Source organism: Thermomicrobium sp. (genome assembly GCF_053493975.1).
In genome coordinates this window covers 1-23479 of sequence record NZ_JBRBZA010000019.1, presented here as the reverse complement: position 1 = coordinate 23479, position 23479 = coordinate 1, and the positions used below count along the sequence as shown (strand labels likewise).

The window sequence follows — 23479 nt, the reverse complement described above, 5'->3', positions numbered from 1 at the left end:
CGCTTGGCGCGCATCTTCGGTGACGACCAGTTCGCCGAGGGGTGGGATCGTGCTGCCGATGGGATCCGTGCCGCGGCGAGCCGCTACCTCTTCCGATCGGATCTCGGCCGCTTCGTCCGCATGCTCACGGTCGATGCGCAGGGGAACGTCGAACCTGACCCGACGATCGATGCCAGCCTGGCGGGACTGTTCCTGTTCGGGCTGTTCCCGGCGCGCGATCCGCGCGTCGTCGCGACGATGCAGGCAGTCGAGGAACGCCTGTGGGTGAAGACGCCGGTCGGAGGCATCGCCCGCTACGAGGACGACTACTATTACCAGATGAGTCGGGATATCGAGCGCATTCCTGGCAATCCGTGGTTCATCTGCACGCTGTGGCTCGCCGATTGGCACATCGCGCGGGCGACTTCTCCTGCGGAACTCGCTCGTGCCCTGGAGTTGCTCGAGTGGGTCGCCGCACACGCGCTACCGAGTGGCGTGCTGGCCGAGCAGGTGCATCCGGAAACGGGTGAGCCGCTCTCCGTCAGTCCATTGAGCTGGAGTCATGGAACGTTCATTGCGACGGTGCTGCGCTATCTCGCGCGGGAAGGCCAGCTCGCGGCGGCGGGCTGGCCTTCCTTCCTCGCTCCCTGAGCGCCGGGCCAGTGTCACCGTCCTGGTGGCCAGTTTCCGTACCAGTCGAAGCGTTGCTCGCTCAACCCCACGACGACGTTCTTGACCTGCGTATAGAGGTCGAGCGCGTGCCGCGACAGTTCCCGCCCGATGCCGCTTTGCTTGAAGCCACCGAAGGGGGCCTCCGGTGGATTGACGACCGGATAGTTGATGCTGATGTTGCCGGCCTTGATCCGCGCTGCGAGGCGATGCGCTCGCTTGATGTCGTTCGTCCAGATGGTCGCGGCGAGCCCGTAGATCGTCGCATTGGCGATCTCGACCGCCTCGTCCTCGGTGCGGAACGGAATGACGGCGAGGACCGGACCGAAGACTTCCTCGCGGGCGATCGTCATGTGAGGCTGCACCGCGTCGAAAATCGTCGGCTCGACGAAGTTCCCGCGCTGGAGCGCCGGGTCATCCGGTCGCTTCCCACCCAAGCGGAGCGCAGCTCCTTCCGCCTTGGCGCGCTCGACGTAGCTCAGGACGCGCTCGCACTGCCGGCGCGAGACCAGCGGACCGAGCTGGGTGCGCTCGTCCAGTGGATCACCGATCCGCAGAGCGGATGCCTTGCGCAGGAAGAGATCCATGAACTGATCGTGGATCGACTCGTGCAGCAGCAAACGGGTGCGTGCCGTGCAGCGCTGGCCCGCATTGGTGAAGATGGCGAAGAGCGAGCCGTTGACTGCCTCTTCGAGGTCGGCGTCCGGGAAGACGATGTTCGGCGACTTGCCACCGAGTTCGAGGGAGACCTTCTTGATCGTTCCCGCACTCAGGCGCAAGATCTCGCGACCGGTCTCCGTCTCGCCGGTGAAGGCGATCTTGTCGACGAGCGGGTGCTCGCAGATCGCCGCGCCGACCTCGCTGCCCGGTCCGGTCACGACGTTGACGACGCCTTCGGGAATACCGGCTTCGAGGCAGATCTGTCCCAGGACGAGCGCAGTGATCGGGGTATAGCTGGCAGGCTTGAGGACGACTGTGTTGCCGGCCGCGAGTGCCGGTGCCAGTTTCCATGCGGCCATGAGGATCGGAAAATTCCAGGGAATGATCTGTCCGCATACCCCATACGGTTCGCGAACCGTGTAGTCGAGGAGCGGCCCGTTCATCGGGATCGTCTCGCCCCAGATCTGACCGGTCAGGTTGGCGTAATAGTCGAAACAGTTGGCGGCGGACAAGATGTCCATCCGCGACTCGACGATGATCTTCCCGCAGTTCAGGGTCTCCAGACGAGCGAGTTCGTCGACGCGCTCGCGGAGGATCTCAGCGATACGGCGCAAGCGGCGAGCCCGCTCGTTGGGTGTCATACGCCCCCAGGGGCCCTCGTCGAAGGCACGACGGGCTGCTCGGACCGCACGGTCGACATCCTCCCGGCTCGCCTTGGCGACGTAGCCGATCACCTCGTTCGTCGCCGGATTGTAGGTCGGGAACGTCTCACCGCTCGCGGCAGGAACGAACTGGCCGTCGATGAGCAGGCCGTAGGTGCGAATTCCGGTTTCGGTCGTCATTCTTCGCCTCCCCGGGCAGGAACCGAGTGACCGCAGGCCGCCGATGCTTTTGCGGCAGCACGATCGTAGCACGGCCAGCGTGTTCGGTCAGGTGGCTGACGGTGTGAAGACGATATTCCACGGCTTGAGCTGGATATCCTGAAAGACGCCGGCAGCGAAGAAGGGGTCTCCCTCGATGAGCTGGCGGACTTCCTCCTCGCTCTCGGCTTGATAGATGATGAGCGCACCACTGTCATCGACGAACGGTCCGGAGGCCCACAGCTTCCCTCGCTCGCGCAGTGCGCTGAGGTACTGGCGGTGAACGGGACGCACTTCCTTGATCTTGTCCGGGTTCCCGTAACGGATCACTGCAGCCCAGAGCATTTGTCGCTCCTCTCCTCACTCCACGTCGTACTCGGCTTCCTGTTCCCCAGGATAATCCGGTTCGCCAGGGCTGACGAGCGCGCGCGGGTCGCCGGTGATGACGAAGGCGATACGCTCGCAGATATTGGTCACGCGATCAGCGATCCGCTCGAGATTGTGTGCTGCCCAGAGCAAGAGCGTGGCTCGCTCGATCGTGCGGGGGTCACTCATCATGTAGGTCAAGAGCTCTCGGTAGACTTGATCGTAGAGTCCATCGACCTCGTCGTCCCGACGCCAGATGGTGCGGCAGCGCTCGAGGTCCATTTCGATGAACGCATCGAGCCCTTGGCGCAGCATGTCGATCGCGATCTCCGCCATGCGTGGAATATCGATCAAGGGCTTGAGGGGGGGCCAGGCACTCAGGCGGATAGCGATCTTCGCCAGCCCCTCTGCGTAGTCACCGATGCGCTCCAGTTCCCCGATGATGAAGAGGGTCGCAGCGATGATCCGCAGATCGGAAGCCATCGGTTGCTGAGTCGCGATGAGCAACAGTGCGCGCTCCTCCAGCGCGTAGCTGCGTTCGTCGATGTCGCGGTCGTGCTCGATCACATCCTGCGCTAACTTCGTGTCATAGCGCTTGAGCGCCTCGACCGCGCGTTCGACAGCCTTCTCCACCATGCTACCCAGATTCAAGAGCTCCTGGCGGAGCAGTTGGAGGTCACGCTCGAATTCCAGGCGGGCACGCGTTGCCATGTCGTCTCCCTTCCTCGTTCGAGTTCGTCCCTCTCCAGACCGGAACGAATCGGCGCTCTTGCGGGGTGCTGAGTAGTCCAAGTGTACGCCGCAGTGCGGTGAGGAGCTAGCCGATCTTGCCGGTGATATAGTCTTCGGTTTCCTTGCGTTTCGGATTGGTGAAGATCCGTTGCGCGGTATCGAATTCGATGAGCCGGCCGGTCCGCTCCTCGCCAGCCAACAGAAAGGCGACATAATCAGCAATGCGGGCTGCTTGCTGCATGTTGTGGGTGACGATGACGATGGTATAGCGCTGCTTGAGTTCCCAGATGAGCTCTTCGATCCGGTAGGTCGCGATCGGGTCGAGTGCACTCGTCGGTTCGTCCATCAGGAGAACGAGAGGTTCCACTGCGAGTGCCCGGGCGATACAGAGCCGTTGTTGCTGGCCACCGGAGAGCGAGGCTCCTGATGCCTTCAGCTTGTCCTTGACCTCATCCCAGAGCGCAGCTGCGCGGAGACTGCGTTCGACGATCTCATCCGCTTCCGTGCGGGAGAGCCGTTGCCGGTGCAAGCGCACTCCAGCGAGGACGTTGTCGTAGATCGAGAGCGTCGGGAACGGGTTCGGCTTTTGGAAGACCATACCCACGAGTTGGCGGACGCGAGCGGGGTCGATTCCTGGACTGTAAATATCGACCCCTTCCAGGCGAACACTTCCCGTCACCCGTGCGCCCGGCGTCAGCTCGTGGAGTCGATTCAAACAACGGATCAACGTCGACTTGCCACACCCGGAAGGACCGATGACGGCTGTCACAGCACCGGGATGGATCGGCAACGTGATCTCGGCGAGCGCTTGGAAGCGGCCGTAGTAGGCGGAGAGCCGCTCGATTTCCATCCCAGCAGCGGTCGTGAGCGGTTGTTCGCGCGACGCTGTTTCGGCGCGGGCAGCTTGCGCGGCGGTGAGTGCAGCGATCGGCTCGGACATCGTCGGATCCCTCCGAGCTACTAGCCGATGCGGCCGGTGATATAGTCCTCGGTCCGTCGGTCGCGTGGCCGCAGGAAGAGTTCACGGGTCGGCGCGTATTCGATCAATTCGCCGGTGCGGTCTTCTCCAGCCAGGAGGAAGGCCGTGTAGTGGGACACGCGGGAAGCTTGCTGCATGTTGTGCGTGACGACCACGATGGTGTAGGTATGAGCGAGTTCGACCATCAGATCCTCGATCCGCATGGTCGCGACCGGATCGAGTGCCGAACAGGGCTCGTCCATGAGCAGGATATCCGGCTCGAGCGCGATCGCGCGCGCGATGCAGAGCCGTTGTTGCTGTCCCCCCGAGAGCGCGAGCGCGTTCTGCTGGAGCTTGTCCTTGACCTCGTCCCAGAGCGCGGCCTTCCGCAGGGCTTCTTCGACGCGTGCTGCGATGTCCCCACGATACCCGTTGACGCGGAGACCGAACGCCACATTTTCGAAGATACTCTTCGGAAATGGATTCGGCTTCTGGAAGATCATCCCGATGTGGCGCCGCACCCAAACCGGGTCAGTCGTCGGAGCATAGAGGTCGATCTCGCCCCAATAGATCGATCCTTCCACCCGAGCGTCCCCCGTGAGGTCGTGCATCCGGTTGATGGCGCGCAGGAGCGTGCTCTTGCCACACCCGGAAGGTCCGATGATCGCGGTGATCCGACGTGCCGGGATGGTGAAGCTCACATCCCGGATCGCCTGGTGCTTGCCGTACCAGATGTTGAGTCGCTCGATGCGCAGAGCAGCCGGTTCCGCTGGTTGAACGATATACCGTGCTGGGGTCGGGCTGGTGATCGTCATGGGCGGACTCCCCTCAGAAGCGGATGCGACGCTGCAGTCGAGCGCGGAGGAAGATCGCCAGACCGTTGAAGAGCAAGAGTACGGCCAGTAACACGATGATTCCCGCAGCAGCGCGCTCGTGGAAGGCTGGTTGCGGACGCGAGATCCAGTTGAAGATCTGGATGGGCAGAACGGTGAACGGATCGAACAGGCTCTTGGGCGTAAAGGCGACGTAGGTCAGCGCGCCGATCGTGATGAGCGGGGCGGTTTCGCCGATCGCCCGCGCCAGTGCGAGAATCGTGCCGGTCAGGATGCCAGGCAAGGCTGCGGGAAGGACGAAGAGCCGGACTGTCTGCCAGTGCGAGGCGCCGAGTGCGAGTCCGGCTTCGCGGATCGAGGGGGGAACCGCCCGCAGCGCTTCGCGCGAGGCGATGATGATGATCGGGAGCACCAGGAGGCTGAGCGTCAAGGCTCCTGCGAGGAGACTGCGGCCGAGCATGAAGGTGCGTACGAAGACGCCGAGACCGAGCAACCCGTAGACGATCGACGGGACGGCTGCCAAATTGGACAGGTTGATCTCGATCGTCGCAGTGAGTCGGTTCTTAGGCGCGAACTCCTCGAGGTAGATCGCAGCAGCGACTCCGAGTGGAAAGGCGATCAGGGCCACCAGGATCAAGATGTAGAAGGTTCCAACCAGAGCGGAACGGATGCCGGCTTGCTCGGGGCGCCGCGAGGGAAAGCTCGTCAAGAAGTCCCAGGAAAGTGCCCGCCAACCGTCGTGGATGACATCGGCGATGAGAACCCCGAGCGTCGTGAGCCCGATGGCGATCGCGACCGCGCTGAGGAGGCCGAAGAGCATCCCGAGCCGCTTGCGCAACGGCAAGCGAGGATCGAACTCGCGGTCGGTCGTCGATATCCGCTCGGCGCTCACTCGTAGACCTCCCGGAAGCGCTTGAGAAAGCGGTAGCTCAAGAGATTCAGTGCCATCGTGATCACGAACAGTGTGGTGCCGACCGCGAAGATCGTCTGGTATTCGAGCGTGCCATGCGGCGTATCGCCGAGGCTCACCTGGACGATGTAGGCAGTCATCGTCTCCATCGCGACCAGGGGGTTGAGGGTGAGACGCGGGACTTGGCCCATCGCGATGGCGACGATCATCGTCTCGCCGACTGCCCGCGAGACCGCCAGAATGAAGGCAGCCACGATGCCCGACAGCGACGACGGTACCACAACGCGCCAGACGACCTCGAGTTTGGTGGCACCCAGCGCATAGGCACCCTCGCGGAGACTCTGCGGAACTGCCCGCATGGCGTCCTCGGAGAGGGAAGCGACGAGGGGCACGATCATGATTCCCATCACCAGGCCGGCCGAGAGCGCATTGAAGACCTCGAGCTGGGGAATGAAGCGTTGGAGCAATGGTGTGACGAAGAGGAGTGCGAAGTAGCCATACACCACCGTCGGGACACCGGCGAGGATCTCCAGCATCGGCTTGACGACGCGGGCGACGCGGTCCGGAGCGTATTCGGCAAGTCCGATCGCCGAGAGGAGTCCGATCGGTAAGGCGATGAGCATCGCGATGGCCGAGACCAGGAGCGTGGCCGTAAGCAGTGGCCAAATGCCGAAATGCTTCTCGGTAAAGAGGGGGGTCCATTGCGTATCGGTCAAAAAGTCGACGATGGAAACGCGCTGGAAAAAGCGGAAGGTCTCGATCCCCAGCGTGTAGATGATGCCGATCGTCGTCGCGATGGAGATCAGCGCAGCCAGGAACAAGAAGGTCAGGATCGCTCGCTCGCGAATGCGGCGGATACGGTCGATTCGTTGCGTGCCGGTGAGGACACGCTCGACCCACTCTCGGCGGTCGATCGGTGTGGCGAGTTGAGCAGGAGTCGACTCGCTCGTCACGTTCGTCCCTCGCTCGGCAACGACCGGCCGCGAGTAGGAGCATTTCCCCCTGCTCGCGGATTGTACCCGGTCTTCTCGGTCTCCGGGAAGCTACTCCTCACGCTTGAGCACGTCCTCGATCGACACGCCGACCTCGACTCCCTTGAAGACCGACCCGGTCTTGCGCGCCTGGAAGCGCTTCTTGGCTAGCTGGTAGGCCTCGTCCGGCAGCGGGATGTACCCGACTTCCTGAGAGAGCTCGGCCGCGTTGTCGAGATAGAACTCGACGAACGCCTGGACTTCCGACCGATCGGCCTGGTCGCGTGCGACATAGATGAACAGCGGTCGAGAAAGAGGCTGATATTGTCCAGTCTTCACCGTCTCGAGATTCGGCTCGACGGGTTTGCCGGTCTTCGGGTTGACGATAGGCACGATCTTGACCCGGCCTCGGTTCTCGATGGCGTAGGCGAGTCCGAAGTAGCCGAGCGCATTCTTGTCCCCTGCGACACCCTGGACGAGTACGTTGTCATCCTCGGAGGCGGTGTAGTCACCCCGGCTGGCGCCGGACTTGCCGTTGATCGCTTCCGTGAAGTAGTCGAAGGTTCCCGAGTCGGTTCCGGCTCCATACAAGTTGAGCGGTGCATCCGGCCAGTTCGGGCGCACCTGGTTCCAGCGCGTGATGACTCCCTGTGACTCCGGCTTCCAGATCAGATTGAGTTCCTCGACCGTCAGATAGTCGACCCAGTCGTTCTGCGGGTTGACCACGACCGCGAGTCCATCGAAGGCGACGGGAAGCTCGATATACTCGCGACCGCTCTTTTGGCAGGCCTCGACCTCGGAGTCCTTGATCGGGCGCGAGGCATCCGAGATGTCGATCTCCTTGTTGCAGAACTTCTTGAATCCACCGCCGGTTCCGGAGATTCCCACCGTCACCTTGACCTGGGGATACTTCTTCTGGAACTCCTCGGCGACGGCTTCGGAGATGAGAAACACGGTGCTGGACCCGTCGATCGTGATCGTACCACTGAGTTGCTGGGCCGCCTTTGTCGGAGTCGGCACAGCTGCTGGGGTGGTCGCCATCGCTGCGGTCGGTGAAGGCTGCGCAGCTGCTGCTGGCGTCGGGCTCGGTTGCACCGCCGGAGCGGTCGTCGGCGTCGGAGTCGCTTGCCCACCCCCGCACGCTGCGATCAGCGCGCTCGCTGCTGGGACGGTGGTACCCAGTACTGCCAAACGCGCGATCAGCTGTCGTCGGCTGAGGCGTGTCATCGGCTTCTCCATGATCAACTCCCTCCTCCGATCGTTTCATCCGTTGCCGTCAATTCCGGTACGAACCGATAGCCGATTCCGTGGACCGTTCTGATCAGGTTCGACCCATCGGGCTCTCCTCCCAGTGCTTCCCGGATCCGGTGGATGTGCACATCGACGTTCCGGAGATCGACGACGTCTTGCCCCCAGACCTGGTCGAGAAGCTCCTGCCGTGTGCAGACGCGACCGGCCCGCTCGACCAATGCGGTGAGCAGGGCGAACTCACGCGGTGCGAGATGAATCTCTCGTCCCCGGTAGACCACGCGGTGCTCATCGCGGAAGATCACGAGCGTTCCGGCCGTGAGCACGTTTCCGGCTGTGCTCTCCGCTGATCGGCGCAGCAGGGCGTCGATCCGGGCGAAGAGTTCGCGCGTGCGGAACGGCTTCACCACATAATCGTCTGCCCCTTCCTGGAACAGTGCGACGATGTCGTCTTCACTGTCTCGCGCCGTCAACACGAGGATGGGCGCGCTCGACCACTTGCGGATCAGTCGGCAGACATCGCGCCCATCGATACCCGGAAGCATCAGATCGAGGATCACGAGGTCGGGTCGGATCGTGCGCGCCAGCATGATGGCTTGCCGGCCTTCCTGCGCGGTCCAGACGCTGTAGCCACGCTGTTCCAGGCTATAGGAGAGAATCTGGGCGAGTGTCGGATCGTCCTCGACGATCAGGATGCGCTGCTGTGTCGGTGTTCCTTCTGGTCGCGTGGTCGATCGGCTGCTCACCGTGACCATCCATCTTCCCTTCACTGGGGGCAGTGTACCGGGCTGCGCTTAACGGAGGATCAGCGGGAGATTAACGCTCGATTAACGGGGCGAGTTCGCTGACGACGCGGACCACGTCGCCGACCGCGAAGGGACGAAAGAGGATCCGGTTGGCGCGCTGGCGCAACCATTCCGGCAGGGCGCGCAAGGGGCTCGCCAGGACGAGGAGTCGCGTATCCGGAAAGTCCTCGATCAGGCGCTGGAGTCCGGCGAGCTGCTCACCATCGCTGGCGAGGTCCACGACGATCAGGTCGGGGCGCAATCCCCAGCGGACGAGAAAGCATGCCGCATCAGCGGCGCGCTCGTGTGCGCTCACGGCGTAGCCGAGTTCCTCGAGTTCCGCACGCAAATAGGAGCGAGCCGGCCAATCCGGCTCGATGAGGACGATGAACGGTAAGGCAGTCATCGCCTCGCTCCTGCTCTCGCGAGACAGTGTGCGACTGCCTCGTGAACGAACGAGAGCGGTCGCTCGCGGGAGGACGAGCGACCGCTTTCCCATCCGGACACGATTCCGAGGTATCGTGAGCAGCTCAAGATGGCTCGCGCAGCGTCCGGGCCTCCAGATATTCCTGGCACTGCCAGCACTGATGCGGTCCCGCTGTGGCTCGGCAGCGCTCGACTGCTTCCGGCGTGTTGAGCGCATAGCCGAGCGCGCAACGGAGAATCACCCGTTTCCGGCCACGCTTGGTCTGGAAGGCAACCTTCTTCAGCATCGGACAACCGAGCCACAGCTCGTCCTCGGAATCAGTGTCCGGCGCACGCCGAAAGAGCCCTGCTGCCAGCATAGCGCCGGTCACCTCGCACTCGTTCTCCTGGCACGACCAGGAGATCGTTCCAGCACGCGCTCGCGACAGTTCCCTGCCGAGCTGGCTGGTTCACCTTCCAGTATACGCGCGACGCGATTCCATCACGGCGTCGACCCCGGCAGGCGCAGTTTGGCGGCCAGGACTGGGCTCTGGAACTCGCTCGCCAGGATATCCATGATCACGATGTCGTCGCGGTACGGACCGATCTTGGTTGCTTGGCGCAGGCGACCGACTTCCCGGAATCCGACACGGTCGTAGACGGCTCGTGCCCGCTCGTTCGTTGCGTCATAGCGTAGCCAGATGTGATGCAAGCCGAGGACCGTGAAGCCGAAATCCAAGAGGAGAGTCAGCGCCTCGGTCGCGTATCCCCGTCCCCAGACGCTCCGCTCACCGATGACGATCCCGACCTCGGCGCTCCCGACAGCGAAGTCGATCCCGAAAAGTTCCGCGTTGCCGACCGGGCGGTCATCGGGGCGCTCGTAGATCGTGAAGACCCGGCGTGTCGGGTCGCGCCGGGCTTGCTCGAACCACTCGACTTCGTCCTCGACGGTAAAGGGTACCCGCCAATGCGCAGTAAGCGTGCGCGAGACTTCGAGATCGTTCATCCAGCGCTGATAAACTGCGGCCAAGTCGCGCCGGATCGGCCCGAGGTAGACGAGTTTCCCAGGGACGATGACCTGTAGATGCTGATATTCTTCCATCGCTGGGTCATGCTCCTCCCCGTTCACCCGTGTAGCGCTTCCACGCATCCGTGTTACGCTGGCAGCAGCGAGTGCCGTGCAGGGGGTCTCCGTGTGGCTCGTCGGGACATCCGGTTGGTCGTATCGTCACTGGCGTGGCCGCTTCTATCCACCAGAACTCCCGCCATGGGAATGGTTCTCCTACTACCTGCGCGAGTTTGCCACAGTCGAGTTGAACGTGACCTTCTATCGACTGCCGGCGCGTCAACGCTTTCGCGAATGGGCCAGGCAAGCTGCCCAACGACCAGGATTTGTCTTTGCAGTCAAGGCACCACGTGCGATCACGCACGTCCATCGCTTGGCTGGAGTCGAGCCGATGCTGGGAGCATTCCTGGCCGCGATCGAGGAACTCGGTTCCTCTCGCGGCCCGCTCCTCTTCCAGCTACCTCCCGCTTTCGCCTGCGATCTCGACCGTTTCCGATCTTTCCTCGATTCCTTGCCAGGAGGTCAGCCGTTCGCCTTCGAGTTCCGTCACCCGAGTTGGTTCGTGCCAGCCGTGGCCGACGCGATCGCCGGTGCTGGCGGCACGATCGTCTACGCGTACGGTGGAATGCATCCGACTCCGGATTCGTTTCCGTTCGTCGGACCGCTCTGTTATGTCCGAGTACACAGCGGTCTCTTCGATATCGGTCTGACGGACGAGGAGATCGCTCGGCTGGCGAGCCGGTTGGCCTCCTTGAGCGATCGGCCAGGATTCGTCTACTTCAACAACGACGCCTTCGCTCATGCGGTACACGATGCTCGGCGCTTGCGCGAGGCACTCCAGCGTCAGGGCGTACCGGTCGAGTGAGGCGCGAGCAGGTCGATCTTCACCCAGAGGACTCGTCCCAGAATCGGTCCGGGCCAGCGATCCGATCCAGGTAGAACGTGTCTCCGGTGCGCCAGCCGAGCACGCTGGTTCCCCGGGTCGGTCGGCGGAGTTCGCTGCGGATCGATGGTTGCCAGGCCTCGGCGAATGCTTCCTTTAGGACGCGACCAGCGAACGGCTGTTCCGGCGTCAACCCGAGAACGGCTGCCACGGTCGGGACGATATCCACCACACCTGCTGGAATCCGGCTTTCGAACCCTTTGCGGACAGTCGGTCCCAGCATCACGGCAAAAGCCTGGAGCTCGAAGGGGGATCCCGAGCCGTGCGTCGACCGGAGTGCCACCTGCTCGGTCAGCGCGGTGACGACTCCAGGGACTCCGAACGCATTCCGGTCGGCGCTCCAGGTCGGGCTCACGGCGAGGAGCGGGAGCCGCTCGAGGGTATCGCTCTCGAGCGCATCACCCCACACAGCAGTGAGCGCGACTGTCCCGGGTAGGGCCGGGGCCACGGCGGGGTGAGCGAGGACCGCTCCGACCCATGGCTGTTCCAGGAGCCACTCGACCAATGGGGCGAGTTCCGTCGGCCTGGGAGCAGCTGCTCCTGGTCGCCGGAACAGGAAGTCGGCTGCCGGCACGACGCGATCGAGCACGGGCAGGGAGGGTGCCTGACGGAGGAGTTCGCTCAGCGAGCGGTGATGGAGTGGGGTCGACTGGCCATGGTCGGAGAGGACGAAGACGAGCAGCTCGTCGAGCAGCCGGCGAGCAGCCAGCTGATCGAAGAAGCGAGCGAGCAGCGCATCCAGTTGGCGCAGGAGCGACTCGCTTTCTGGGTTGCCGAGCCCAGCGAAGTGAAAGGTGGCGTCCGGCTCGTGCAGCCAGAGCACGGTCACTGCGACGTCCGGATCGGGCAAGAAGAGGTCGCAGGCTGCGCGGAGAGCGTAGCGGACGAGATCGAGCGACGAGTCGGCGGGATCGGGCGGTGGTCCGAGCTTCTCGCGCAATGCCGCCAGATCCGGCAGCCCGAAGACCGAGCGGGGATTGACCAGGCGAAAGGGTTGAGTCCGGGCCCAGAGCCAGCTCGAGCCGGTGGAGCCGCTGGCAGCGACCGCCAAGCGGTGTCCGCGCGCTGCCAAGAGATCGGCGAGTGGCGCGCGGAGGATCGCTCGGCCCCCGGTCCGCTGGTCGAGTGCCGCGATCTGCCGATAGTCGCTGGTATCGAGGATCGCCTCTTCTCCTGATCCCTCGAGGACCATGACGTTGGAGACGATGCCGTGTTGTCCGGGGTAGGTTCCGGTGCACATCGTCGTCACCTGGACCCGGGTATGCGGCGGGTAGGCCGCCGCATACCGGGTCAGGCGCGTGCCTTCAGCTGCCAAGGAGTGGAGAAAGGGTGTGCGCTCCTCGGAGACCAGATCGGGACGGAGCCCGTCGAGCACCACGATCAGGACACGGCTCGTCGCCACTGCTGCCGTCCTCTCCCTCAACCGACAAAGGAAAGATTATCGGGCCGCAGATCCATATAGTAGAAGCTGTACGGAGTCCACTTGACGAAATCGCGCATGGCGTAGTGCTCGATCGGGATCCAGAGAACGGTGCCGGGCGCCTCGTCGTCCCAAATGTCGAGGGCGTCCTGGAAGGCGCGGTAGCGGAACTGCTGGTCGAGCGTCTGCCGCTGTTGCTCGCCGAGTTCGTTGTAGCGGGGATTTTGCGGCTTCCACCAGTCGCGCTGGGTCGCGGTCCCAGGGCCCCAGCGCAGCCAGAAAGCCCCCTCCGGGTCGGCGAGGTAGTTGGAGTTGGACCACGAACCGACCATCCGTTCCTCCTTGGGGAGGTCAGCCCAGTCGATCAGCTGGACTTCCGCGTTCACGCCGATCTGACGCCACATCTCGACGATCGCTTGGGCAGCCTCGTTGCCGAGCGTGTAGTAACCCGGTTTGTTGTTGTAGCGGATCGTGCTGCCGTCGTAGCCGGATTCGCGAACTAGCTGCCGAGCGCGATCAGGGTCGTAGGGCGTGTAAGGACGTTGTGCGTTGTAGAGAGGACCGTAGTCTTCGAATTGGTGACTGCGCATCCGGACAGCCTGCTGGTTCCACAACGTTCTGATCAGGAGTTCGCGGTCGATGCCGAGGTTGAGTGCCTGACGCAACCGTTTGTCTTGGAGAAGCGGGTGATTGCAGTTGTAGCGAAGGACGTGACAATTGGCGAGCGGGATGCTGCGGATGACGATCCCTTGGCTTCGCTGCAGCACCGGTACCTGGTCCGGCGGCACGTTGGTGATGAGGTCGACTTCGCCGGACAGCAGCGCGGCCACTCGCGCTTGGATTTCCGGGATGACTTGGAAGACGATGCGGGAGGCGGTCGGGCGTCCACCGAAGTACGTCTCGTGCGGCTCGAGCACCAGTCGCTCGTCGGTCACGAACTCGGCGACACGATAGGGGCCGGTGCCGATCGGTGCCCGGGCGAAGCCGTCCATGCCGACGCGCTCGTAATACGCTTTGGGGATCAGCCAGCCGCCCCAAGACGAGATGCGCTTTTCGAACACCGGGTCAGGGCTCTTGGTGACGAAGCGGATACGATTACTGTCGAGAACCGCGATTTCCGCAACCGTCTTGAAGTAGCTCGCTGACTCTTTGAGTGGATCGGGAGTGTCTTTCAGCAGGCGCTCGAAGGTGAAGAGCACGTCCTCGGCCGTCAACCTGCTGCCGTCGTGGAACGTCACGTCGTCGCGCAAGGTGAACTCGACGGTCAGGTCATCGATCCGCTTCCACTCCTTGGCGACCCAAGGGACGAGCGCGAACCCGGTCCCTGGCTGCGGACCGCTCAGGAAGTCGCGCCGAATCAGGTAGTCGAAGATCGAATAAGTCACGCGGGTTCCCACGTTGGAAAGTTGTTGATGCGGATCGAGATTGGGCGGCAGCCCCTGCACGCCGATCCGCAACTCGCGGCGCGGTACCGCCGTCGCGGTGGCGACCGAAGCCGGTGCTGCGGTCGGAGAGGACATGCTGGTCGGCTGCGCCGCTGCTTGGCCTGCGCTGGCGGGTGTCGTTGCAGGAGTCGCGGTCGGCGTGCTCTCGCTCGTGTTGCAGGCGAGGAGCAAGCCGCCAGGCAGAGCGGCGAGCGTGGCGACGATCTGCCGCCGGGTGAACCGCAGCGCACCGTCGTGAACTGGTCGGCGTTCCATCGAACTGCTCCTTTCGCTCGGCGAGCGTGTGCGTGTCGGCAACCTGCGACCGGTCAGTTTCTCGCTGTGCTCGACTGCCCTACCCTCCTTTCGCTGGCCGCACGGTCACCACTGTCGCGTCGTCGGATCGGTCACGTCGCGCAACCAGTCACCGACTTCGTTGAACGAGAGGGTGATCGCCAGAAGGACAGCGCCGGGGAAGACAGGGAGCCACCAGGCGATCTGCAGGTAATTGCGCGCGTCACCGAGGATGTTGCCGAGACTCGGCGTCGGAGGCTGCACGCCGATTCCGAGAAAGCTCAAGGACGACTCCAGGAGGACGAGGCTGGTCAAATGGAGCGTCATCAAGACGAGGAGCGGAGCGACCTCGTTCGGCAAGATGTGGCGCAGGAGAATGCGCGCCGGGCTCGCCCCGACTGCTCGGGCAGCCACGACGAAGAGTTCGTTGCGCAGGCGGAGCGTGTTGGCACGCGCGATCCGGGCATACTGCTCCCATCCGCTCAAGCCGAGCAAGATGATGAGGACGACGAGGCCCGTTCCGAAAAGCGTCAAGGCCACCAGTGCCAGCACGATGAACGGGACCGCCAATTGCACGTCGATGAGCACGCTGATCGCTTGATCGATCGAACCGCGGCGGTACCCGGCGACGATACCGAGAATGGTCCCGACGACAGCGCTGATGACGACGCCCACCGATGCCAGCCCAAGGGAGACACGCGTGCCCGCGAGGATGCGGCTCGCGAGGTCGCGGCCGAGCTGGTCGGTTCCGAGCGGATGCGCCAGCATGCCACCGAACCCAGCGGGCGGCTGCAGGCGCGCCAGCAAGTCCTGGGTCGCCGGATCAGGCAGCGGCAGGAGCGGGGCGGCCACGGCGGCGACACTGATCCCCACCAGCCACGCGACTGCCAGAAGCGTCGTCAGTGGCCACCGGCCCCGCCGACGCACACGCCGGCCTGGAGCGGGAAGTCGGGTCCGTGCACCGGACCGTCGGAGAGAAGTCGAAACGGCCATCCCTCATGCCTCCACCCGCAGCCGCGGATCGAGCCAGCCGTACAGGACATCGGTCAAGAAGTTGACCGATACCACCGAGACCACGATGAGCAGGACGCCGTATTGGACGACCGGGAAGTCGCGCAGTTCGGCGGATCGAGCGAGGAGCTGCCCCATTCCCGGCCAGGAGAAGACGGTCTCGGTGACGACCGCGCCAGCGATCGCGACCGCGATCTGCAAGCTGACGACCGTCACCAGGGTCAGCGCGGCATTGCGTCCCAGGTAGTCGATCAGGACGATCCGCCAGGGCAGCCCTTTGGCATGGGCGGTGCGGACGTAATCGGCGCGCAGGACTTCGAGCAGGGCCGAGCGAGTGAAACGGGTGAGGCTGGCGACACTGAAGCTGCTGAGGGTGAGCGCTGGAAGCACCAGGCTGGTCGCGCCGCGGTATCCGGAAGTGGGAAACCAGCCGAGCGACAACGCAAAGATCAAGATGAGGAGCAGACCGAGCACGAAATTCGGGATTCCCTGCCCGACGGCTGAGAGGGCAACGATCGTGCGGTCGAGGAGGCTTCCGGCTCGGAGTGCAGCCACCGTGCCGAGCGTGACGCCGCCGACTGCGGCGATCGCCAGAGCGGCACCAGCCAACTGGAGCGTCGCCGGGATCCGTTCGTGCACCACCGTGGTCGCCGGGCGACGCTCGCGGAGCGAGCGTCCGAAGTCCCCTCGGGCGAGCTGTCGAAGATAGCGGGTGTACTGCACCGTGAGTGGTTCGTCCAGTCCCCATGCCCGCCGCAACGCTGCGACCGCCTCGCTCGAGGCCTCTGGACCCAGCAGGGCTTGTGCTGGATCGCCGGACAGACGAAGTCCGATGAAGACGAGCGTGACCACGATCCAGATGGTGAGCAGTGCTCGCAGCAGTCGGTAGGCGACGTACCGAGCCATCGTGTCCCCTTTTCGCGGGAGAGTCTTCCCCGGAGCAGGCGCTGCGCTGTGGCACTGGTGTAAAACGGTCTTGGCGTTCTTGTTGCGGAGCGAGGCGTCATCGCCTCGCGAGCGAGCGAGGGGTAGCCGCGGTGGGGCAGGTCATCCCGTTCCCGTTCCTCCAGCAGCTGAGCGAAGACCTTCACCGGGCTGGCAAGCGGATCGTGCTGACCAACGGCCATTTCGATCTCCTGCACGTCGGGCATGTCCGGTATCTCCAGGCCGCACGCCGCTTGGGCGACGTGCTGATCGTTGCGATCAACGACGATGCCTCGACCCGTCGGCGCAAGGGACCGGCTCGTCCGCTCGTTCCAGAAGCGGAGCGGGCCGAGCTCCTGGCGGCCCTGGGCTGTGTCGACTACGTCACGATCTTCCCTGGCGAGACGGCGGAGGAGGTCGTGCGCATCGTCCGTCCCCACGTCTACGTCAAAGGCAGCGACTATGGGACGACCGAGGAAGACGCTGCGGCCGGCAAGCGACCGCTTCCCGAGGCTCCGGTCGTGCGCGCACTAGGTGGCGAGGTGGTGCTGATTCCCTTGGTCCCGGACCGCTCGACGAGCGCGCTCGTCCGGCGCATCCTCGCGGCCTACGGCTGCGCACCCGAGGCGGGAACTGCCAGCCACGAGGCTGGGTGAGTCCAGCTGCTCTCGCGACGCATTCTTCGTCGCTGCCCGCTCGGTCAGGAGCGACCGGAGTCGGAGCAGTGGGCCAGGCGAGCGCACCGGTGGATCTCGCCGGATCGGTTTCCGCCGAGTCCGGGAATCCGGTCCGGAGTCGCTACACTCGTGCTGGTCCGGACAGGCGTGGGGAGCGTGCCCTGTGACGTTGGACGAAACCTCGACGGCGAGGAGCAGCGCACCGACGACCGAGACGGTCGTGCAGGGGGAACGCGCCCGGGTGGCGCGTGCGGCTGGTGTCCTCATGATCGGCGTCGTGCTCAGCCGCGTGCTCGGCCTGGTGCGCGAGCAAGTCACCTCCTACTTCTGGGGCACGACGGACACGATCGCGGCGTTCACCATCGCTGACAATGTGCACACCATGCTCTTCGACCTGGTCATCAGCGGGATGCTCCAGGCTGCTCTGGTGCCGGTCCTCAGTGCCTACGCCGTGCCGGAGCGGCGCGAGGAGTTCCGTCGCATCGTCGGTGCGCTGCTGGTTTGGGTGATCGTGGTCATCGGTGCTGTGGTCGTCCTCGTCGCGTTGGCTGCCCCCTGGGTCGTGTGGGGGATGACCGCACTCGGCGGTGGGGAAGCAGCGCGTGGTGCCGAGACGTTCCAGCTGACCATTCGGCTCGTCCGCTTGATCGTCCCGGCCGTGTTGCTCCTCGCCTGCTCGACCGTGCTCATGGGAGCGCTCTATGCGCTCCAGCGCTTCACCCAACCGTCGCTGGCCTTGAGCGTGCGCAACGCCGCGATCGTCACCTGTGCGCTCTTGCTCGGGCACTCGCTCGGGGTGACGAGCCTGGTCGTCGGCGTGCTGCTCGGCGCACTCGGGCTCGCGGTGCTGCAACTGTGGGGGTTGCGCGATTGCCTGCCCCGGTTGAACCTGTCCCTCTGGCATCCAGCCATCCGGCAAATCTTCCTGCTCTATCTGCCGATTTTTCTCGGTCTCTTCGCCAACACCGTCGCTTTGACGGTCGACCGGAACCTGGCCTGGGGAGTGGATCCCCACGCCTTGGGTGCGATGCGCTATGCGACGGCACTCAATCAGATGATTCTCGGGCTGGTTGCCGCGGCGACCTCGCTGGCCGCGCTGCCGACGCTCTCTCGACACCATGCGAGCGGGAACGAGGAAGCCTACCATCGCACGCTGGCACTGGGGCTCAAGTTCGTAGCGCTCCTCATCTTTCCGACCGTGCTGGGGATGGCCGCGCTCAGCTGGCCGATCGTCACGCTCCTCTTTCTGCATGGGGCGACCGATCTCGAGGGGGCCCGAGCGATCTGGGTCGCCTTGCTCGGGTATCTTCCTGGTACGCTCTTCGCTGCATTCGACCAAGTCCTGATCTTCGCAGCATATGCCCGTCGCAACACGCGGACACCCGTTCTCGTCGGCGTTCTTTCGGTCGGAGTCTATTTCCTCGTTGCGCTGGCGCTCGTGCGCTCGCTCGGCATGCTGGGACTGGTCTTGGGCAATACGGCGCAATTCGTGGCCCATACGCTCGTCATGTGGTGGGTGTTGCGGCGCTGGCTCGGTCGGGTGGGGGATGGCACGGTCGGGCGCACGATGCGAGCGAGCGCGCTCGCGGCTACGGTGATGGCGCTCCTCGTCGGCGGTGCAGCGGCGTTCGCCGGCCAGTGGCAGGCACCCGAGGCTGGCGGAGTCGCCTGGCGCGTGCTGGTCGTGGGGGCGAACGTCGTGGTTGGTGCTGCCTGTTACGCCGTCCTCATGCGACTTTTCCGCGCGGAGGAGTTCCTCGCTTTGACCCAGCTGGTGCGTGCCCGTTTCGGCAGTTGACAGCGCGGTGCTTTTTCGGTTCTCTCCTTGCCGAGGATTTCCCGTTCTGCTCGCGCGACAGGACGGTCGCGGCGCGGCGGGAAATCGCGTTTCGCGGTGGTCGTCTAGCCGAAGCAGGGGGTCGTGATGGCTTACGATCTCGTGGTCCGCAATGCGCGCCTGCGCGATGGGCGGATGGTCGATTTCGCCGTGGCCGAGGGTCGGATCGTCGCGATCGAGCCGGATCTGGCGGGCGAGGCTCGGGAGACGATCGACGCCGGTGGACGGCTCGTCTCGCCGCCACTCATCGAACCGCACTGTCATCTGGATGCGGCGCTCACCGAGGGGCTCGCCGGCCACAACGAGTCCGGGACGCTGCTCGAAGGAATCCAACGCTGGGCACTCACCAAGCCCCAGCTCACCATCGAGGCGGTCAAGGAGCGAGCACGCCGGACGATCGAGTGGTATGCCAGCCAGGGAGCCCTGGTCATCCGCAGCCACGTCGACGTGTGCGATCCGCACTTCGTCGGCTTGCGTGCCCTGCTCGAGCTGCGCGAGGAGGTGCGCGATCTTGTCGATCTGCAGCTGGTCGCCTTTCCCCAGGAGGGGATCCTCTCCTATCCGCGCGGTGCCGAGCTCCTCGAAGAGGCGCTCCGGCTCGGTTGCGACGTGGTGGGAGCCATCCCCCACTACGAGACGACCCGCGAGATGGGTGTCGAGTCGCTGCGCATCGCTTTCGATCTGGCCGAGCGCTACGATCGGCCGCTCGATGCCCATTGCGACGAGACGGACGACGATCAGTCGCGCTTCGTCGAAGTGATGGCGGCGGAGACGATCCGGCGGGGGATGCAGGGGCGCGTCGTAGCCAGTCACACGACGGCCATGGGCTCCTACAACAACGCCTATGCCTTCAAGCTCTTCGGCTGGCTCAAGCGTGCCGAACTCAGCATCATCGCCAACCCGCCGGACAACTCGATCTTGCAGGGACGCTTCGATACTTATCCCAAGCGTCGCGGACTGACGCGTGTGAAAGAGCTTCTCCAGTTCGGGATCAACGTCGCGTTCGGGCACGATTCAGTGATGGACCCCTGGTATCCCCTCGGCACGGGAAACATGTTGCACGCGGCTTGGTTGGGCTTGCACCTCGTGCAGCTCTCGGGTTACGAGGAGATCCCGCTCGTGTGGGATCTCGTGACGACCAACGCCGCGCGTGCATTGGGGATCCTCGATCGCTACGGTCTCGAGGTCGGCAAGCCGGCCGATTTCGTCATTTTCGATGCGGCGACCGATCGCGATGCGCTCCGCATGCTCGCTCCCGCGCTCTGGTGCGTCAAGCGTGGGCGGGTCATCAGCCGGATGAGTGCACCACGGGTGGAGGTCCGTCGCGGGAACGAGTTCGTTCGTATCCGCTACGAGCGTCCCGGTGAGGGACTGAGCGATCGATGAGCACGTTTGGCACGTGCTGGTCTTCTCGAGCTGGCTGTGCCCGATTGCGTCGCCCGGCAGGAGGCAGGCTCGTCCCCGATGCTCCCGTCTTACAGTCGAGGTCGCGAACCTTCGTCCAGCGACAGGGGCGCGAGATGACGAGCGAGATCGTCGTACGACACCGCTTCATTGTCGATGATTATCACCGCATGGCCGAGGCGGGGATTCTTGGCGAGGATGACCGGGTCGAGTTGATCGAGGGGGAAATCGTCGAGATGGGCCCGATCGGTCGACGGCACCGAGCGTGTCTCGACAAGATGGTGGCCCTTTTCGCGAACCGTTTGGCAGGGCGCGCGATCGTCCGTATCCAGGGGCCGGTGCGGCTGAGTCACTTTTCCGAGCCGCAGCCGGATCTGGTGCTCTTGCGTCCCCGGGCGGACTACTATGCCTCCCTGATGCTGGACCGGACGACGTGATCCTGCTCATCGAGGTAGCGGACGCCTCCCTGGCTTACGACCATGAGGTCAAAGCGCCGTTGTACGCGCAGGCGAATCTTGCTGATTACTGGATCCTCGACTTCCAGCACGATCGCCTGCTCCTCTTCCGGGCCCCGGATCTCGGAGCAGGGCGCTATCGCCGTGTCGACTGCCTGGCACATGACGAGCGCATCGCTCCGTTGGCCTTCCCTGACCTCGAAATCCTCGTCGCTGACCTCTTCGCTTGACCTGCCGCGTGATTGCGCCTGGTCGCGGGTCCAGCAGAGAAGAGCGAGACCGGCAGCACCCGCAGATGGGTGCTGCCGGTCGGGCATCCGGTCGATCGGTCAGGCCTGTTTGGCCTGCTGGAGAGCGCGCCAGATCTTCTGCGGAGTGAGCGGGATGTCCAGGTGCTCGATGCCGAAGGGAGCCAGGGCGTCCATGACCGCATTGGCGATCGTCGGGGTGGAGCCGATCGTCGCCGCCTCGCCGATCCCCTTGGCACCCAGCGGGTTGAGCGGTGTCGGCGTCTCGGTGTGATCGGTCGTGAAGGAGAGCAACATCGCGGCCTTGGGGATGGCGTAGTCCATGAGCGTACCGGTGAGGAGTTGGCCGTTCTCGTCGTAGCGGACCTCTTCCCAGAGGGCTTGGGCGATCCCCTGGGCCAAGCCGCCATGCACCTGGCCCTCGACGAGGAGCGGGTTGATGCGGGGGCCGCAGTCATCGACCGAGTAGTACGCGAGGATCTTGACCTCGCCGGTCTCGGGCAAGACCTCGACTACGGCCACGTGCGTGCCGAAGGGGAAGACCTCGTCGGGCGGTGCGAAGAAGTCGGTCGCGACCAACCCCGGTTCCATCCCCTCCGGGAGGTTGGCGCCGTAGGCGGCCTGGGCGATCTCCGCAAGCGTGACGGCACGATCGGGCGCTCCCTTGACGCGCCACTTCCCGTCGACGAACTCGATGTCCTCGGCCGCTGCCTCGAGCAGGTGCGCAGCGATCTGCGTCGCCTTCTCCTTGATGCGGTCGATGGCCATCAGGACGGCACTACCGCCGACGACGAGACTGCGGCTTCCCATCGTGCCGTGTCCCTCGGGGACGCTTTGGGTATCGCCGTGGAGCACGACGATCTGATCGAAATCGGCTCCCAGACGATCGGCGACGAGCTGGGCCAGTGCTGTCTCCAGCCCCTGTCCGTGCGGCGAGGTTCCGGTATAGACGGTGACCGCGCCGCTCGGCTCGACACGGACGACTGCGCTTTCGTAAGGACCGAAGCCACAGATCTCCACGTAGCTGGCGAGGCCAACTCCGATCAAACGACCCTGCTGGCGGAGTTCCTGCTGCTTCTGCCGCCACTCCTGATAGCGAGAGATTTCGAGAGCCTTGTCGAGTGCCTTGGCGTAGTCGCCAGTGTCGTACTTTTCGCCGGCTGCCGTCGTGTAGGGGAACTTTTCCGGTGGGATGTAGTTCAGGCGCCGGACCTCGGCGGGATCCTTGCCGAGCTTGCGGGCCAAGAGGTCCATCATCCGTTCGATGTAGTAGGCCGCTTCCGGTCGACCAGCGCCGCGGTAGGCGCCGACGGCCATCGTATTGGTGTAGACGCCATAGGCTTTGATGTCCACAGCCGGAATGTCGTAGCAGCCGCAGGCCATGAGACCGGTCGTCGAGGGGAGATAGAGCCCCCGCGGGTAGGCACCGAGGTTCTGGACGATGCGGGCGCGCAGTCCGAGCACACGTCCCTCGGCATCGGCAGCGAGTTCGTAGTCGACCACCTGATCGCGGCCGTGGTTGGTGGCCATGAGATGCTCGGAGCGCGTCTCGACCCACTTGACCGGACGATGGAGGTGCAAGGCCAGCGCAGCGAGAATGAAGTCTTCCTGGTACGCGCCGATCTTGACTCCGAAGCCGCCCCCGACTTCCGGAGCGATGATGCGTACTTGGCCGTGAGCCAGCCCGAGCGCGGCGGCGAGCGCGTTGCGGTTCCAGTGCGGTGCCTGGGTGGAACTCCAGACCGTGACGCCTTGCGTCAAGGGATCAGGAGCGGCGACGATGGCGCGGGTCTCCATCGGGATAGCAGCCAAGCGTTGCTGGCGGAAGCGTTGCTTGACGACGACGTGAGCCTGAGCGAATGCTGCCTCGATATCGCCGTGGACGCGCTCCCAGCGCTCCCCAATATTGTTAGGGATATCCGGATAGAGCTGCGGAGCACCGTCCTGCATCGCCGCTTCTGGATCGATGATGGCGGGAAGGGGTTCGTAGTCGACCACGACTGCTTCCGCAGCATCGCGAGCGACAGCTGCTGAAGTGGCGACGACGACAGCGATGGGTTGGCCGACGTAAAGGGCGCGTTCGACCGCGATCGGCTCTTCCGGGGCAACCGGGATCCCGTCTGGTTTCTGCTCTTCGGGATGCGGTGCTTCACCGGGGATGAGTTCGGGCTTGCCCTTGAGGCGCGCCGCCAGATCGCGACCGGTGAAGACACCGACGATGCCGGGCATGGCCTTGGCGGCGGAAGCGTCGATACCGCGGATCCGAGCGTGGGGATAACTGCTGCGGACGAAGGCGACGTGCACCATGCCCGGTAGCTTGAGATCGTCGACGTATTGCGAGGAGCCGGTGATGAGACGCGGATCTTCCTTGCGTCGTACACGCGCACCGACGTACTGACT

The 23479-nt window shown here is 64.4% G+C and carries 24 protein-coding genes; 7 read left to right on the top strand and 17 right to left on the bottom strand.

What is annotated here, in order from left to right; translation table 11 throughout:
• Positions 1 to 630 (top strand): glycoside hydrolase family 15 protein (locus tag ACWIVK_RS04410; protein ID WP_448575366.1); only part of this gene is annotated, 630 nt, incomplete at its 5' end.
• A gap of 14 nt (positions 631 to 644) precedes the next feature.
• On the opposite strand, the gene ACWIVK_RS04405 is transcribed toward ACWIVK_RS04410, so the two are convergent.
• The 12 genes from ACWIVK_RS04405 to ACWIVK_RS04350 all read right to left on the bottom strand — a co-directional run bounded on the left by ACWIVK_RS04405 (position 645) and on the right by ACWIVK_RS04350 (position 10478).
• Positions 645 to 2150 (bottom strand): aldehyde dehydrogenase family protein, encoded by a 1506-nt coding sequence (locus ACWIVK_RS04405; protein WP_448575365.1) that lies wholly within the window; start codon positions 2148 to 2150, stop codon positions 645 to 647.
• Positions 2151 to 2237: 87 nt separating this feature from the next.
• On the bottom strand, positions 2238 to 2513 hold the full coding sequence (locus ACWIVK_RS04400) for a YciI family protein (RefSeq protein WP_448575364.1): 276 nt from the start codon (positions 2511 to 2513) through the stop codon (positions 2238 to 2240).
• Between the two features lie 15 nt (positions 2514 to 2528).
• On the bottom strand, positions 2529 to 3245 hold the full coding sequence (gene phoU, locus ACWIVK_RS04395) for a phosphate signaling complex protein PhoU (RefSeq protein ID WP_448575363.1): 717 nt from the start codon (positions 3243 to 3245) through the stop codon (positions 2529 to 2531).
• 106 nt (positions 3246 to 3351) lie between these two features.
• Positions 3352 to 4206, bottom strand: a complete 855-nt coding sequence (gene pstB / locus ACWIVK_RS04390; protein ID WP_448575362.1) for a phosphate ABC transporter ATP-binding protein PstB — start codon at positions 4204 to 4206, stop codon at positions 3352 to 3354.
• 20 nt (positions 4207 to 4226) lie between these two features.
• On the bottom strand, positions 4227 to 5039 hold the full coding sequence (gene pstB / locus ACWIVK_RS04385; protein ID WP_448575361.1) for a phosphate ABC transporter ATP-binding protein PstB: 813 nt from the start codon (positions 5037 to 5039) through the stop codon (positions 4227 to 4229).
• A gap of 13 nt (positions 5040 to 5052) precedes the next feature.
• Positions 5053 to 5949, bottom strand: a complete 897-nt coding sequence (gene pstA, locus ACWIVK_RS04380; RefSeq protein ID WP_448575360.1) for a phosphate ABC transporter permease PstA — start codon at positions 5947 to 5949, stop codon at positions 5053 to 5055.
• On the bottom strand, positions 5946 to 6833 hold the full coding sequence (gene pstC / locus ACWIVK_RS04375; RefSeq protein WP_448575367.1) for a phosphate ABC transporter permease subunit PstC: 888 nt from the start codon (positions 6831 to 6833) through the stop codon (positions 5946 to 5948). Before pstC ends, pstA begins: the two co-directional genes overlap by 4 nt.
• A 177-nt stretch (positions 6834 to 7010) precedes the next feature.
• Entirely contained in the window at positions 7011 to 8177 is a 1167-nt protein-coding gene (locus ACWIVK_RS04370) for a PstS family phosphate ABC transporter substrate-binding protein (RefSeq protein WP_448575359.1), read from the bottom strand.
• 2 nt (positions 8178 to 8179) lie between these two features.
• Positions 8180 to 8941 carry a response regulator transcription factor gene (locus ACWIVK_RS04365; RefSeq protein ID WP_448575358.1) on the bottom strand — a complete coding sequence of 254 codons (762 nt, stop codon included), beginning with the start codon at positions 8939 to 8941 and terminating at the stop codon, positions 8180 to 8182.
• A 61-nt stretch (positions 8942 to 9002) separates the two neighbouring features.
• Complete coding sequence (locus ACWIVK_RS04360; RefSeq protein WP_448575357.1) at positions 9003 to 9377, bottom strand: hypothetical protein; 375 nt, start codon at positions 9375 to 9377, stop codon at positions 9003 to 9005.
• Between the two features lie 124 nt (positions 9378 to 9501).
• Positions 9502 to 9768 (bottom strand): hypothetical protein, encoded by a 267-nt coding sequence (locus tag ACWIVK_RS04355; protein WP_448575356.1) that lies wholly within the window; start codon positions 9766 to 9768, stop codon positions 9502 to 9504.
• A 110-nt stretch (positions 9769 to 9878) separates the two neighbouring features.
• Positions 9879 to 10478: a GNAT family N-acetyltransferase gene (locus ACWIVK_RS04350; protein ID WP_448575355.1), complete on the bottom strand. Its 600-nt coding sequence runs from the start codon at positions 10476 to 10478 to the stop codon at positions 9879 to 9881.
• A 91-nt stretch (positions 10479 to 10569) separates the two neighbouring features.
• Between ACWIVK_RS04350 and ACWIVK_RS04345 the strand changes: the two genes are divergently transcribed.
• Complete coding sequence (locus tag ACWIVK_RS04345) at positions 10570 to 11307, top strand: DUF72 domain-containing protein (protein ID WP_448575354.1); 738 nt, start codon at positions 10570 to 10572, stop codon at positions 11305 to 11307.
• 19 nt (positions 11308 to 11326) lie between these two features.
• Here ACWIVK_RS04345 and ACWIVK_RS04340 read toward each other — a convergent pair whose 3' ends face one another.
• The 4 genes from ACWIVK_RS04340 to ACWIVK_RS04325 all read right to left on the bottom strand — a co-directional run bounded on the left by ACWIVK_RS04340 (position 11327) and on the right by ACWIVK_RS04325 (position 16440).
• Positions 11327 to 12787 (bottom strand): alkaline phosphatase family protein, encoded by a 1461-nt coding sequence (locus ACWIVK_RS04340; protein WP_448575353.1) that lies wholly within the window; start codon positions 12785 to 12787, stop codon positions 11327 to 11329.
• Between the two features lie 17 nt (positions 12788 to 12804).
• Positions 12805 to 14505 (bottom strand): ABC transporter substrate-binding protein, encoded by a 1701-nt coding sequence (locus ACWIVK_RS04335; protein ID WP_448575352.1) that lies wholly within the window; start codon positions 14503 to 14505, stop codon positions 12805 to 12807.
• A 105-nt stretch (positions 14506 to 14610) separates the two neighbouring features.
• Positions 14611 to 15516 carry an ABC transporter permease gene (locus ACWIVK_RS04330; RefSeq protein ID WP_448575351.1) on the bottom strand — a complete coding sequence of 302 codons (906 nt, stop codon included), beginning with the start codon at positions 15514 to 15516 and terminating at the stop codon, positions 14611 to 14613.
• Positions 15517 to 15519: 3 nt separating this feature from the next.
• Positions 15520 to 16440 (bottom strand): ABC transporter permease, encoded by a 921-nt coding sequence (locus ACWIVK_RS04325; RefSeq protein ID WP_448575350.1) that lies wholly within the window; start codon positions 16438 to 16440, stop codon positions 15520 to 15522.
• Between the two features lie 131 nt (positions 16441 to 16571).
• On the opposite strand from ACWIVK_RS04325, the gene ACWIVK_RS04320 reads away from it, so the two are divergent.
• The 5 genes from ACWIVK_RS04320 to ACWIVK_RS04300 all read left to right on the top strand — a co-directional run bounded on the left by ACWIVK_RS04320 (position 16572) and on the right by ACWIVK_RS04300 (position 21061).
• Positions 16572 to 17114 carry an adenylyltransferase/cytidyltransferase family protein gene (locus ACWIVK_RS04320; RefSeq protein WP_448575349.1) on the top strand — a complete coding sequence of 181 codons (543 nt, stop codon included), beginning with the start codon at positions 16572 to 16574 and terminating at the stop codon, positions 17112 to 17114.
• A 184-nt stretch (positions 17115 to 17298) separates the two neighbouring features.
• The gene (gene murJ / locus ACWIVK_RS04315) at positions 17299 to 18933 is read left to right on the top strand and encodes a murein biosynthesis integral membrane protein MurJ (RefSeq protein WP_448575348.1); all 1635 of its coding nucleotides are present in this window, start codon (positions 17299 to 17301) and stop codon (positions 18931 to 18933) included.
• Positions 18934 to 19059: 126 nt separating this feature from the next.
• Positions 19060 to 20358 (top strand): cytosine deaminase, encoded by a 1299-nt coding sequence (gene codA / locus ACWIVK_RS04310; protein WP_448575347.1) that lies wholly within the window; start codon positions 19060 to 19062, stop codon positions 20356 to 20358.
• A gap of 134 nt (positions 20359 to 20492) precedes the next feature.
• Positions 20493 to 20813, top strand: coding sequence for a Uma2 family endonuclease (locus tag ACWIVK_RS04305; protein ID WP_448575346.1), 321 nt, complete (start codon positions 20493 to 20495; stop codon positions 20811 to 20813).
• Positions 20810 to 21061, top strand: coding sequence for a Uma2 family endonuclease (locus ACWIVK_RS04300; RefSeq protein ID WP_448575345.1), 252 nt, complete (start codon positions 20810 to 20812; stop codon positions 21059 to 21061). The genes ACWIVK_RS04305 and ACWIVK_RS04300 overlap by 4 nt, the downstream gene beginning before the upstream one ends.
• 99 nt (positions 21062 to 21160) lie before the next feature.
• Here the strand turns inward: ACWIVK_RS04300 and ACWIVK_RS04295 are convergent.
• Positions 21161 to 23479: xanthine dehydrogenase family protein molybdopterin-binding subunit (locus ACWIVK_RS04295; protein ID WP_448575344.1), on the bottom strand; the 2319-nt coding region annotated here is incomplete at its 5' end.

Bases quoted from the DNA above. Each gene is read 5' to 3' on its own strand.
- ACWIVK_RS04405 (WP_448575365.1), bottom strand. From the start codon at position 2,150: ATGACGACCGAAACCGGAATTCGCACCTACGGCCTGCTCATCGACGGC.
- ACWIVK_RS04400 (WP_448575364.1), bottom strand. From the start codon at position 2,513: ATGCTCTGGGCTGCAGTGATCCGTTACGGGAACCCGGACAAGATCAAG.
- phoU (WP_448575363.1), bottom strand. From the start codon at position 3,245: ATGGCAACGCGTGCCCGCCTGGAATTCGAGCGTGACCTCCAACTGCTC.
- pstB (WP_448575362.1), bottom strand. From the start codon at position 4,206: ATGTCCGAGCCGATCGCTGCACTCACCGCCGCGCAAGCTGCCCGCGCC.
- pstB (WP_448575361.1), bottom strand. From the start codon at position 5,039: ATGACGATCACCAGCCCGACCCCAGCACGGTATATCGTTCAACCAGCG.
- ACWIVK_RS04370 (WP_448575359.1), bottom strand. From the start codon at position 8,177: ATGGAGAAGCCGATGACACGCCTCAGCCGACGACAGCTGATCGCGCGT.
- ACWIVK_RS04365 (WP_448575358.1), bottom strand. From the start codon at position 8,941: ATGGTCACGGTGAGCAGCCGATCGACCACGCGACCAGAAGGAACACCG.
- ACWIVK_RS04360 (WP_448575357.1), bottom strand. From the start codon at position 9,377: ATGACTGCCTTACCGTTCATCGTCCTCATCGAGCCGGATTGGCCGGCT.
- ACWIVK_RS04350 (WP_448575355.1), bottom strand. From the start codon at position 10,478: ATGGAAGAATATCAGCATCTACAGGTCATCGTCCCTGGGAAACTCGTC.
- ACWIVK_RS04335 (WP_448575352.1), bottom strand. From the start codon at position 14,505: ATGGAACGCCGACCAGTTCACGACGGTGCGCTGCGGTTCACCCGGCGG.
- ACWIVK_RS04330 (WP_448575351.1), bottom strand. From the start codon at position 15,516: ATGGCCGTTTCGACTTCTCTCCGACGGTCCGGTGCACGGACCCGACTT.
- ACWIVK_RS04325 (WP_448575350.1), bottom strand. From the start codon at position 16,440: ATGGCTCGGTACGTCGCCTACCGACTGCTGCGAGCACTGCTCACCATC.
- codA (WP_448575347.1), top strand. From the start codon at position 19,060: ATGGCTTACGATCTCGTGGTCCGCAATGCGCGCCTGCGCGATGGGCGG.
- ACWIVK_RS04305 (WP_448575346.1), top strand. From the start codon at position 20,493: ATGACGAGCGAGATCGTCGTACGACACCGCTTCATTGTCGATGATTAT.